The organism is Bradyrhizobium sp. BR13661 (assembly GCF_029892425.1).
In the GTDB taxonomy this organism is placed as follows: Bacteria; Pseudomonadota; Alphaproteobacteria; order Rhizobiales; family Xanthobacteraceae; genus Bradyrhizobium.
Genome location: NZ_JARXWB010000011.1, coordinates 233,430 through 245,204 on the forward strand (window position 1 = coordinate 233,430; position 11,775 = coordinate 245,204).

Annotated in this window: 10 protein-coding genes and 1 pseudogene; 4 read left to right on the forward strand and 7 right to left on the reverse strand. The window is 64.1% G+C overall.

Annotated features, from left to right (window positions below; all coding sequences use genetic code 11):
- Positions 1-18 precede the first annotated feature (18 nt).
- The 3 genes and pseudogenes from M2427_RS20030 to M2427_RS20040 form a co-directional block, all read left to right on the forward strand.
- On the forward strand, positions 19-447 hold the full coding sequence (locus M2427_RS20030; RefSeq protein WP_280708288.1) for a response regulator: 429 nt from the start codon (positions 19-21) through the stop codon (positions 445-447).
- Positions 448-508: 61 nt separating this feature from the next.
- A complete protein-coding gene (locus M2427_RS20035; protein WP_280708289.1) occupies positions 509-4,009 on the forward strand; it encodes a PAS domain S-box protein in 3,501 nt (1,166 codons plus the stop codon).
- A gap of 135 nt (positions 4,010-4,144) precedes the next feature.
- Positions 4,145-6,394, forward strand: a pseudogene (locus tag M2427_RS20040) (PAS domain S-box protein); the annotation flags it as partial.
- Between the two features lie 23 nt (positions 6,395-6,417).
- On the opposite strand, the gene M2427_RS20045 reads toward M2427_RS20040, so the two are convergent.
- Positions 6,418-7,053 (reverse strand): response regulator, encoded by a 636-nt coding sequence (locus M2427_RS20045; protein WP_280708290.1) that lies wholly within the window; start codon positions 7,051-7,053, stop codon positions 6,418-6,420.
- 159 nt (positions 7,054-7,212) lie between these two features.
- Here M2427_RS20045 and M2427_RS20050 point away from each other — a divergent pair, with 159 nt between their 5' ends.
- A complete protein-coding gene (locus tag M2427_RS20050; RefSeq protein ID WP_280708291.1) occupies positions 7,213-7,515 on the forward strand; it encodes a hypothetical protein in 303 nt (100 codons plus the stop codon).
- Between the two features lie 54 nt (positions 7,516-7,569).
- On the opposite strand, the gene M2427_RS20055 is transcribed toward M2427_RS20050, so the two are convergent.
- From M2427_RS20055 to M2427_RS20080, 6 genes are all read right to left on the reverse strand, one after another.
- Complete coding sequence (locus tag M2427_RS20055) at positions 7,570-8,073, reverse strand: response regulator (RefSeq protein WP_280708292.1); 504 nt, start codon at positions 8,071-8,073, stop codon at positions 7,570-7,572.
- A gap of 142 nt (positions 8,074-8,215) precedes the next feature.
- Positions 8,216-8,533, reverse strand: coding sequence for a PilZ domain-containing protein (locus M2427_RS20060; RefSeq protein WP_280708293.1), 318 nt, complete (start codon positions 8,531-8,533; stop codon positions 8,216-8,218).
- A 2-nt stretch (positions 8,534-8,535) separates the two neighbouring features.
- On the reverse strand, positions 8,536-9,414 hold the full coding sequence (locus M2427_RS20065; protein WP_280708294.1) for a protein-glutamate O-methyltransferase CheR: 879 nt from the start codon (positions 9,412-9,414) through the stop codon (positions 8,536-8,538).
- Positions 9,415-9,448: 34 nt separating this feature from the next.
- The gene (locus M2427_RS20070; protein WP_188106496.1) at positions 9,449-9,838 is read right to left on the reverse strand and encodes a response regulator; all 390 of its coding nucleotides are present in this window, start codon (positions 9,836-9,838) and stop codon (positions 9,449-9,451) included.
- Between the two features lie 35 nt (positions 9,839-9,873).
- Positions 9,874-10,347: a chemotaxis protein CheW gene (locus M2427_RS20075; protein ID WP_280708295.1), complete on the reverse strand. Its 474-nt coding sequence runs from the start codon at positions 10,345-10,347 to the stop codon at positions 9,874-9,876.
- Positions 10,348-10,369: 22 nt separating this feature from the next.
- A partial coding sequence (locus tag M2427_RS20080) for a chemotaxis protein CheW (protein WP_280708296.1) occupies positions 10,370-11,775 on the reverse strand: 1,406 nt, incomplete at its 5' end.

Here is an 11,775-nt window from a genome sequence, read left to right on the forward strand (position 1 = left end):
CCCCGGAGGGTTTCAGACGTGGCCAACATCCTGATCGTGGATGACGATCCGGCCGTTCAGCTGACAATCCGCCTGCTGTTGGAGCGGGCCGGCCACCAGGTGACTGCCGCCGGCGACGGCCGCAAGGGGCTCGCTTTGTTCGAGGCCAACGAGTTCGACCTGCTGTTCCTCGACATCTACATGCCGGGCATGGACGGGCTGGAGACGATGCGCCACGTCCGGGCGCAGCAGCCGCAGATCCCGATCATTGTCATTTCCGGCCGCTCGATCACGCCGGACACTTATGCCGAGCCGGATTTCCTGAAAATGGCGACCAAGCTGGGGGCGATCGCGAGCTTGCAGAAGCCGTTCCGGGCCGACGCGCTGCTGGCGGCGGTCGACCGCTGCCTGACCGCGGCGCAGTCATCATCTCCGCCCCACATCGATGCCGGTTCCGGCAGCCGATGACGGGGGGAGCGATGTCGCGTAGAACATACGGGTCCATTCTCGACGCGGCACGAAGTCCGACATGAAGCTCGCAACCCGACTGGCCATCGCGATGATTCTGCTGGTCGTGGTCGCTGTCTCCGCGATCGGGTGGCTCAGTCACTACACTCTGGAACGGGCGTTCCTGCCCCGCGTGCTCGACCGCATCGAAACCCAGTCGGGGCTGCTCGCCTCCCAGCTCGAAGCCCAGACCAGCGGCGCGCGCGCCGATATCGCGACATTCCGCTCCCGGGCCGCCGTGCGCGGCCTGATCGAGGCGCATTTCAACAACGGCATCGATCCTGACGACCATCTGTCCGAGAAGACCTGGCGGGAGCGATTGCTAACGCAACTCGTGGCCCTTGTCGGGGCAAACCCGACTTACGCTAAGTTTCGTATCATCAGCGCCGACGGGGTCGAATATCTGCGCGTCGACCGATCCGGCCCGGACGGTTCGGCCCGAATCGTTCCCGACGATGCCTTGCAAAACAAGGATGATCGCTTCTTCTTCCAGGAAGCGAGCAAGCTCGCCGAAAACCAGATCTATGTCTCGCCGGTCGACCTGAATGTCGAGAATCGTGCGATCCAGATGCCCTATGTCCCGACATTGCGCGTCGCGACACCGCTATACGGACCCGACCACCGGCTGTTCGGCATTGTCGTCATCAACGTCGACATGCGCCAGGTGTTCGACCGTATTCGCATCACGACCCGGCCCGGCGAGCAGGTCTATGTCGTCGGCCGCAACGGCGATTACATCGTACACCCGGACCGCACCCGCGAGTTCGGCTCGCAACTGGGCACCCCGACCCGCTGGCAGGATGACTTCCCTTATTTCGCTCATGTCATCGGATCGACGCAGAGCGCCACCCAAATCGTGCCTGCGAGCGACGGCAGGCCGAGCGGCACCGTAATCGCGCCCGCGATCCTGGCCGATGGGCAATGGGTCGGCATCATCCGAGTCGTCCCTTACGCCGTCTTCATGGCGCCCGCCTTCGCCATCGAGCGGAGCAGCCTGACCATCGGCATCATCGCGGTGCTGGGCGCCGCCGCGCTCGCCTGGCTGCTGGCGCAGTCGCTGACCCGGCCGATCGGACGCCTGACCAGAGCTGTCGAGGCGATCGGACGCGGCAAGCCCGCCGTGATCCCGATCGACGCCGGGGGCGAGACGGGCATGCTGGCGCGCGCCTTCGCTCACATGGTCGAGGAGACCAAGGCCAAGACGTCGGCGCTGGAGCATGAGATCGAGGAGCGGCGACGAACAGAGACCGCGCGCGATCAGCTCGCCGTGCGCGAGCGCCTGTTCAGCGCCGCGGTCGAATCCTCCGACGATTCGATCGTCATGCAGACCCTTGACGGCACCATCATCGGATGGAACTCGGCGGCCGAACGTCTTTACGGCTATTCGGCCGAGGAGGCGGTCGGGCAGCCGACCTCGATCCTCCTGCCGGCCGACCGCAGCCAGGAGGGCAAGGACTACCTGCAACGGATCGCGCGCGGCGATCGGATCGAGCATTTCGAGACCGTGCGCGTGCGCAGGGATGGCACTCCGGTCGAAATTTCGGTGAGCCTGTCGCCAATCCGGGACGCTGCAGGCAAGATCATCGGCGCATCAGGCACGGCACGCCGACTGACCGATGCTCGGCGAACCGAGCGCGCGCTGCAGCAGCAGCTCGAGGAGCGTCGGCAGCTGTTCGACGCCTCCGAAGACCTGATCATGATCATGGATTCGCGCGGCCGCCTGGTCCAGATCAGCCCGAGCAGCGAGGCCGTGCTCGGCTACAAGCCGGAGGAAATGGTCGGACGCAGCGGCGTCGATTTCATCCATCCCGCCCACCTGGAGCAATCCCGCGAGGAGATGCGCGAGCTTCGGCGCGGCGGGCATCCGAAGCTTGCCGATACGCGCTGCATCCACAAGAGCGGCCGCGAGGTCTGGCTGTCCTGGCTCGGCAACTGGTCGGACCAGGCCAAGCGATTCTTCTTCGTCGGTCGCGACATGACCGAAGCGAGGCTGGCCGCCGAGTCCTTGCGCGACAGCGAGCAGCTTGCGCGCAACATCGTCGAGACTGCGCTCGACGCCTTCGTCCAGACCGACGACCGCAGCACCATCCTGAACTGGAGCTCGCGGGCCGAGGAGCTGTTCGGCTGGCGGCGCGACGAGGCGCTCGGCAAGAACGCTGTCGAGCTGATCGTCGCGGAGAGCGAGCGCGAGAGGGTCCAGGCCGGGCTCGCGCGCTTCCTCGAGTCCGCCGAGGGCCAGACGCTCAACCGCCGGCGCGAGCTGATGGTCCGGCGGCGCGACGGCAAGGAATTCAGGGCCGAACTGAGCGTCACGGCGCTGCGGCGCCGCGAAGGCGTCCTATTCAACGTGTTCTACCGCGACCTCACCGACAAGATCGCGTCCGAGGAGCGCATCCGCCATGCCGAGAAGATGGAGGCGGTCGGCCAGCTCACCGGCGGCGTGGCGCACGATTTCAACAACATCCTCACCGTCATCACCGGGACGATCGAAATCCTGGCCGATGCCGTGGCCAAGGATCCCGGCCTTGCCGCGATCACGAAAATGATCGACGAGGCGGCCGGGCGCGGCGCCGAGCTGACCCAGCACCTGCTCGCCTTTGCCCGCAAGCAGCCGCTGCAACCGCGCGAGATCGACATCAACTCGCTGATCATCGACACTGCAAAGCTGCTGCGGCCGACGCTCGGCGAACAGATCCAGATCGAATCCGTATTCGAGGACGAGAGCTGCGTCGCGGTGGTCGATCCGAACCAGCTCACCACCGCGATCCTCAACCTCGCGCTCAACGCGCGTGACGCGATGGCCGGCGGCGGCAAGCTGATCATGGAGACGGGCGCGGCCTATCTCGACGAGGTCTATGCCAGCGCCAACGATGTCCCGCCTGGTCATTACGTGCTGATCGCGGTGAGCGACACCGGCACCGGCATTCCATTCAATATGCTGGCGCGCGTATTCGATCCCTTCTTCACCTCGAAAGGTCCGGGCAAGGGCACCGGCCTCGGCCTCTCGATGGTCTACGGTTTCATCAAGCAGTCCGCTGGCCACATCAAGATCTACAGCGAGGAAGGCCACGGCACCACGATCAAGATGTATCTGCCGCCGGGCAAGACGCCGACGGCGGTCGCCGAGGGCGTGATGCCGGCATCGATCGAGGGTGGGCATGAGACCATCCTCGTGGTTGAGGACGACCGGCTTGTGCGGGAATACGTGCTGGCACAGCTGCATTCCCTGGGCTACGTCACCCTGCAGGCCGCCGACGCCGCGGAGGCGATCGCGATCGTCAACAGTGGCAAACCGTTCGACCTGCTGTTCACCGACGTGATCATGCCTGGCAAGATGAATGGACGGCAGCTCGCCGACGAGGTGCTGAAGTCGCGTCCGGATCTCAGGGTGGTCTACACGTCGGGCTATACCGAGAACGCGATCATCCACCACGGCCGGCTGGATTCAGGCGTGCTGCTGTTGGCGAAGCCCTATCGCAAATCCGACCTGGCGCGGATCATCCGCAAGGCGCTGCAGAGCTGAGGTTCGCTCGCCCGGTATATGCACGAGTGCGTGCATAGCCGCATCTGCAATCGGAAAATGGGGCGGACGGGCCCGCTCAATCGCGAAGTGCTTGCAGCCTGATGAAAATCCGCGCAACAATTTGGATCTGACCTTCACGCCGCTCGCGAGCACGTGTTCAGCGCAATGGTTGAAGCCCCGGATGATGCGATCGTCTCGGAATTGCCGGACGGCACCATCATCGGCTGGAACGACGCGGCGGCCCGCTTGTATGGCTACGCCGCAGACGAAGTCCTCAATCGATCCATCTCCCTGATCGTTCCCACCGATCGGAGCGCGGAGACCGAAGCGAACCTGAAGCGGATTGCGCGGGGCGAGTCGATCGCACCCTACGAGACGTTCCGCTTGCACAAGGATGGCAGCCCGGTCGAGGTTTCGCTGAGCGTCTCGCCGATCCGAGGCCCCTCCGGCGAACTCACCGGAGCCACCGAAGTCGCACGCGGCGTCTCCGACGTGCGACGAACGGAACGTTCGTTGGAGGAGCGCCAACAGCTCTTCAACACTTCGCAGGACCTGATCATGATCACGGACGCCCGGGGCTATGTGGTGCAGATCAGCCCGAGTTGCCAAGCCATCCTCGGCTATCGACCGGAGGAGATGATCGGCCACCTCTGCACCATGTTCTTGCATCCCGATTATTTGGAGAGCTCGCGCGAGGAGGTGCGCGCGCTGCGGCGCGGCGAGCGGCCGAAGCTCTCGGACAATCGCTGCCTCCACAAGGACGGGCACGAGGTGTGGCTGTCCTGGCTCGGCAATTGGTCGGAGCAGACCAAGCGCTTCTTCTTCATCGGGCGCGACATGAAGGAGGTTCGGCGTGCGCAGGAATCGCTGCGCGAGAGCGAGCGGCTCGCCCGCGACATCGTCGAGACGTCGCTCGATGCATTCACCCAGACCGATGAAACCGGCACCATCCTGAGCTGGAATTCGCAGGCCGAAAAGCTCTTCGGCTGGCGGCGCGAGGAGGCGATCGGCAGAAACGCCATCGACCTGTTCGTCGCCGGCAGCGAGCGCGAAAACGTCAACGCCGCGCTGCAACGTTTCCTGAAATCCGGGGAAGACAGGCTAACCAACCCGCGGCGTGAAATTGTCGCGCGGCGACGCGACGGTCAGGAGTTCAGGGCCGAGCTCAGCGTCACGGCGCTCCGGCGACGTAGAGGCCTCCTCTTCAATTCGTTCTACCGTGATCTGACCGACAAGATCGCCGCCGATGAGCGCATCCGACACGCAGAGAAGATGGAAGCGATCGGCCAGCTCACCGGCGGCGTGGCGCACGATTTCAACAACATCCTCACCGTTATCACCGGTACGATCGGGATCCTGGCGGAGGCGGTGGCAGCGGAGCCACAGCTTGCGGTCATCGCCAAGATGATCGACGAGGCCGCCGGGCGCGGCGCCGAGCTGACCCAGCATCTGCTCGCCTTTGCGCGCAAGCAGCCGCTGCAACCGCGCGAGACCGACGTCAATTCATTGATCATAGAAGCGGCCAAACTGCTGCGGCCGACGCTTGGCGAACATATCCAGATCGAATCCACGTTCGAGGACGAGAGCTGCGTCGCCACCGTTGATCCCAGCCAGCTCACCACGGCGATCCTCAACCTCGCACTCAATGCCCGCGATGCCATGCCTGATGGCGGAAAGCTGATCGTGGAGACGGGAGCTACCTATCTCGACGAGGTCTACGCCAGCGCGAATGATATCCCGCCCGGCCATTACGTGCTGATCGCCTTGAGCGACACCGGGACGGGTATCCCACCCCACTTGCTGGCCAGAGTATTCGAACCCTTCTTTACCTCGAAGGAGCCGGGCAAAGGGACCGGGCTGGGGCTCGCCATGGTCTACGGCTTCATCAAGCAGTCCGCAGGACACATCAAGATCTATAGTGAGCAGGGCCACGGAACCACGGTCAAGATGTATCTGCCGCCCGGCGACGCCGCCGCCGTCGCCTGCGAGGTGGCAGCGCCGGCGCCGATCGTGGGCGGATGCGAGACCGTTTTGGTGGTCGAGGACGACCGGCTGGTGCGCGACTATGTGCTGACACAATTGCATTCACTCGGCTACGTCACCTTGCAGGCCGCCGACGCCGCGGAGGCGATCGCGATCATCAACAGTGGCAAGCCGTTCGACCTGCTGTTCACCGACGTGATCATGCCCGGCAAGATGAATGGACGGCAGCTCGCCGACGAGGTGCTGAAGTCGCGTCCGGATCTCAGGGTGGTCTACACGTCGGGCTATACCGAGAACGCGATCATCCACCACGGCCGGCTGGATTCAGGCGTGCTGCTGTTGGCGAAGCCCTATCGCAAATCCGACCTGGCGCGGATCATCCGCAAGGCGCTGAGCAGCTGAAGCTCAATAGCCCGGATGGACAGCTACGATGCGCGCTGAGCCGCGGTCATCACGATGCGAATCAGATCGGCGGCATTACGGGCGCCGAGCTTCTTCATGATATTGGCGCGATGATCCTCGATGGTGCGCGGGCTGATGCCGAGCGTGCGGCCGGCTTCCTTGTTGGAGGCACCGGCGGCAAATTGCTCGAGCACCTCGCGCTCCCGGCGGGTCAGCGGCTCGCGTCCAGGGAAATGCAGCGAGCCGAACTTCGGCGACGCACTCTCTGCCTGCCTGCGTGCATAGGCGCCGATTGCCTCGTCCAACCGGCCGACGATCTCGCTGCCGCGGAACGGCTTCTCGATGAAATCCAGCGCACCGCTCTTGATGGCGCCCACCGCCATGGTGATGTCGCCCTGCCCGGAGATCATGAAGATCGGGGCCGGATAGTCCTCGCCATGCAGCTCCTTCAGAATGTCGAGACCCGACTTCCCGGGGATATGCACGTCGAGCAGGATCGCAGCAGGTGTGCGGTTTCGCGCGATGGAAAGCAGTGCCGCGCCGTCCGCAAAACAGATCACCTCATAGCCTGCCGCCTTCAACACCATCGACAAGGTGTCGCGAACAGCAGGATCGTCATCGACGACGAAGATCTCACCACGGGAGGTTTGTTCGACCATGTGCCATGTCCATTCGCCACATCGGCATTCAAGGACTCGCGTCCGCGCCTAACGTTTATGGCTCTCGGCGCAGATTCGGCCCGCCCGCATTTGTACGGGACATGAAGTTAACGCACAAGTAGCGGTGAAGTGCCTTATTGCGGGGGACGGAGAATATCCATGCTAAATTACGCAGGCATACCCCCGCTCGCCGCGATGGCTGAAACCGACAGCCGTCAGTTGATCGCAGCCGAACTGCGCTCGCTGATCGCGCGCATCGAGATCAGCATGCGCCTGATCGACGCCGCCATGCAACCGGACGACGATGGTGCTATCTTGAGGTCGAGCTTGGGTTCCACAGAGATTGTCGTGCTTGACGACGTCACGCCCCGTTATGCTACGGCGAGCGCCGCCTTGAACGCCTGCCGGGCCGAGCTCGACCGGGCCCTGCAAACTCTGTCGGAATCCGGCAATCCCGTCTAACGCACAATCGACGCGGCTGATTTGCCGCAGCCGACGGCATGACAGCACCGCGCCTCAGGCGCGGTGCCGCTCCACGATCGCGTCGGTGGCGACGCCACCCCAGGTATGGATCGTCGGCAGGCCCATCGCGGTCTTGCCGAGATTGGCAAGGCTGATACGCAGCGCCGCGAGATCCAGCGGTTTCGGCAAGCTCTGAAGCTCGATCCCCACGGAGCGGGCGAAGCTGCGGGCGGCACTACGACGCTTGCCGTCCATGCCGCTGACCACGATCACCGAGCCCGTGAATTTCGCTGCCGCCATCTCTCGCAGCACGTCGATGCCGTCGCCGTCCTCCAGCACGAGATCGAGCGTCACGCAATCGAAACGCGCACCGCGCAGCTTCTCGATCGCTTCCGCAACCGACGGTGCGACGGCCACTTCATGGCCGGCCTGCCTGGCAGCGACCGTGATCAGGCTGCGCTGCGTGGCGTCGTCATCGACCACCAGGAGCTGAAGCGCGCGCCGCTCGGCGCCGTCGGGCAGGTTTGACGAGATGGGGGAGAGAGAGCTTCTTGGCATTGATGGCCCCTGAAATTGCGACCGTCGATGGATACACGGTGCGCGCTTAAGCCACGTAAAGCGGGGTCAGCGAATTCGCTCCGATGTTTTCAGAAAATGTGAAGCAACGCGTCAGGAAAGCGTCGCACGATGAGCGCTGCGATCACGCCAGCGCGTCATGGTCGCTGGCGGCACCGCGCTTCTTGCGGTTCTTGCCGCGCAGGAACTGGATGTCCATCTCGGCGCCGTTGACGCGCACCAGCTCGCAGCGCCGGTAGGCAAGGCCGGTCGACGACAGCAGCAGGAAGAACTCCTTCAGGTTCAACCCCTGGATCGAGCCTTCCACCGTGAGGATGGCGTCGGTGTCGGAAATCGCATTGAGCGTGCAGTCGCGCCGCCACGTGCCGTCGATGGCCATGATGCAGACATCATAGCCCCGACTGAACGTGACGCGCTCTGCGCCCTTGCCATCCTCGGCCATGCCTATCGTCCTGCCATCGCCGCCACGCGAGGCGCTGCGGCAGCGTCGGCCGGCTTGGCCGCAGCTGCACGTGGATCGTTCGGCTTGTAGAGGCCGCGGCGATCGGCAATCGGCCTGAACGTGTCGGTCAGTCCGACCACGGTTTCAGCCGCACCGAGCACCAGGAAGCCGTCGGGCTCGATCTGGCGCGCAAGGCGGTTGAAAATGTTGATCTTGGTTTCCTGGTCGAAATAGATCAGCACGTTGCGGCAGAAGATGACGTCGAACGTGCCGAGGTGCGAGAAGTCCTGCAGCAGATTGAGCTGCCGGTGCTGAATCATCGCCCGCAGCTCGGGGTTGATCTGCCAGGTCTCGCCGGTCTGCTTGAAGTATTTCATCAGCATCTGGATCGGCAGGCCGCGCTGTACCTCGAACTGGCTGTAGACGCCGGCCTTGGCCTTCTCCAGCACTTCCTGCGAGAGGTCGGTCGCAATGATCTCGATGCGCCATCCGGTCAGGGCCGCGCCCATCTCCTTCAGGGTCATCGCCAGCGAATAGGGCTCCTGCCCGGTCGAGCCGGCGGCGCACCAGATCCGCACGCTGCGGCGGCCGGCACGGGCCTTGATGATCTCCTGCATGATGGTGTCGCGGAAATGGTCGAACGGGACCTTGTCGCGGAAGAAGAAGGTCTCGTTCGTGGTCATGGCTTCGACCACGCTGGTGATCAGCGCGCTCGAGCCGGCCTGCAGTTTCTGCACCAGTTCGGGGATGCCGGGGAGCCCGGCCTTGCGCGCCAGCGGCAGCAGGCGGCTTTCGATCAGATATTGCTTGTCGGCGGACAGGTCGAGACCCGAGCGCTCTTTCAGCAGCTTACGCAGATACTCGTAGTCGGGCGCGTTCACAGGATACCTCTTGACGCTACTAACAGGTGTATTCTCAGGCCGCTGTCTCTTCTTCGCGCGCGACCAGTCCGACTTCCTGGAACTTCGCCAAAACGATTTCCTTGTCGAACGGCTTCATGATGTACTCGTTGGCGCCGCCGCCCATCGCCTTGGTGATGTGATCGATGCCGTTCTCGGTGGTGCAGAACACGACCTTCGGCTCGTCGCCGCCGGGCATGCGGCGCAGCGTGCCCAGGAACTGGAAGCCGTCCATAACGGGCATGTTCCAGTCGAGCAGGATGGCCTCCGGCATGGCCTTCTTGCAATGGACCAGCGCCTCGACGCCGTCTTCCGCTTCAATGACTTGGAAGCCCAGCGCTTCGACGATGCGACGCGCGACCTTGCGAACGATGCTGGAATCGTCAACCACCAAACAGGTCTTCATCTTGGATCTCCGGCTAAAATATCTTTCGTGAAAGTTCAGGCAGCCATTTGCACTTCGGTCTTGAGCTCGAGCACGCGATCGACGTCGAGGACGACCATGAGCTGGCCGTCGAGGCGGTGGACACCGCCGGCGAGCTTGGCCATTCGGGGGTCGAGGTTGACGGGGTTCTCTTCCTTGCCGTCCTCGGGCAGACGCAGCACCTCGCCGATCTGGTCGATCAGGAGGCCATAGGATTCACCGCGCAGGTCGACGCCGACCGCCATCGGGGTCTTGCCGTCCTCGTCCCTGGGCAGGCCGAGACGGGCGCGCATGTCGACCACGGTGACGATGCGGCCGCGCAGGTTCAGCACGCCCGAGATCTCGCGTGAGGACAAGGGAACGCGGGTGACGCGCTCGGGCATGAACACGTCCTGGACGCGGGAGATCGGCAGACCGAACAGCTGGCCGCCGATCATCGCGGTGACGTATTCGACCATGGCGCCTTCGCCAATTTGCGTCTTCTTGCTCATATCGTCTCTCCTCAGGTCCCGCTTACGCCGCTACCCGGCTCAGATCGGAGGCGCCGGCGGCACCCGCGGTCTGCTCCTTCAGCGCCGCGATCAGACCGGGACGGTCGAACTTGGCGACATAGTCGTGGAAGCCGGCCTGACGGCCGCGCTCGATCGCCGCCGGCGACACCAGCGCCGACAGGCCGATGATCGGCATCGCGCCCAGATTGCTGTCGGAGCGGATCGTTTCCGCGAACTCGAACCCGTTCATGTCGGGCATCTCGATGTCGGTCAGGACCACGTCGAAGGTCTGCGCACGCAGTGCTGCGAGGCCCTCCTGCGCGGTCGGCGCGGTGCGGACGCGGTAACCGGCAGCCTTCAGCACCGGTGCCAGCATGTTGCGGAAGAACGCACTATCGTCGACCAGCAGCACCGACTGCGAGTGCATCGACGGCTTCATCTCCTTGCGGGTGAACCAGTCGGCGAACGCCATCGGCAGGAAATGGCCGACGTCGATCACCTCGGTCGCCTGGCCCTTGATCACGGCCGAGCCGAGGATGCCGCTCGCCGAGCCGCCGACCTCGATGTTGAGGCGCTCCTCGACGATGTCGATGATCTCGTCGACGACGAGGCCCATGGAGCGGCCGTCATCGGCGAACACCAGGATCGGCTGGGCGCCCTGGCTGGCGATGGTGACGCCGTCCATGGCCACCAGCGGCATCAGCTGCTCGCGGTACTGCACCATGTAGCGGCCGTTACTGAACTCGATCTTGTCGGCCGGGAGCTCTTCGAGGCGCGTGACGAGGCCAAGCGGGACCGCCTTGGGCTGGCTGGAGCCGGCGCGGAAGACGAGGAGCGAGGTGGTCTGCTCGCCGCTTCCGATGTGGTGTGCGCCATTGTCGTCGCCCATGTCATGGGCCGAGGAGCCGGCGGCGCCGAGCGCCTTGGCAATGCCGTTGGGGTCGATGATCATGATGACCGCGCCATCGCCCAGAATGGTGTTGCCGGAGAACATGTCGATGTGACGCAGTTTTGTGGACATCGGCTTGACCACGATTTCTTCCGTATGGAAGACACCATCCACGACGATGCCAAAAGTCTGGCTGCCGACCTGCGTGACCACGATGAAGCCGTTCTCGGGATCGCTGGCCGCGCCGTCGTCGATCTTCAGCAGCTTCTTCAGGTGGATCAGCGGCAACAGCTTGTTGCGCAGGCGCAGCACAGCGGTGTCCTTGATGCGCTCGATGCGGTGCTCCGAGTTGGCGCGGGCGCGGACGAGCTCGACCACCGAGAGCTGGGGAATCGCAAAGCGGTCCCCGGCGGCTTCCACGATCAGCGCGGAGACGATCGCCAGGGTCAGCGGGATCTTGATGGTGACGGAAGAGCCTTCACCGGCCACCGACTTGATGTCGATGGTGCCGCCGATCTGGTCGATATTGGTGCGGACCA

Bases quoted from the DNA above. Each gene is read 5' to 3' on its own strand.
- M2427_RS20035 (WP_280708289.1), top strand. From the start codon at position 509: ATGAAGCTCGCAACCCGACTGGCCATCGCGATGATTCTGCTGGTCGTG.
- M2427_RS20045 (WP_280708290.1), bottom strand. From the start codon at position 7,053: ATGGTCGAACAAACCTCCCGTGGTGAGATCTTCGTCGTCGATGACGAT.
- M2427_RS20050 (WP_280708291.1), top strand. From the start codon at position 7,213: ATGCTAAATTACGCAGGCATACCCCCGCTCGCCGCGATGGCTGAAACC.
- M2427_RS20055 (WP_280708292.1), bottom strand. From the start codon at position 8,073: ATGCCAAGAAGCTCTCTCTCCCCCATCTCGTCAAACCTGCCCGACGGC.
- M2427_RS20060 (WP_280708293.1), bottom strand. From the start codon at position 8,533: ATGGCCGAGGATGGCAAGGGCGCAGAGCGCGTCACGTTCAGTCGGGGC.
- M2427_RS20070 (WP_188106496.1), bottom strand. From the start codon at position 9,838: ATGAAGACCTGTTTGGTGGTTGACGATTCCAGCATCGTTCGCAAGGTC.
- M2427_RS20075 (WP_280708295.1), bottom strand. From the start codon at position 10,347: ATGAGCAAGAAGACGCAAATTGGCGAAGGCGCCATGGTCGAATACGTC.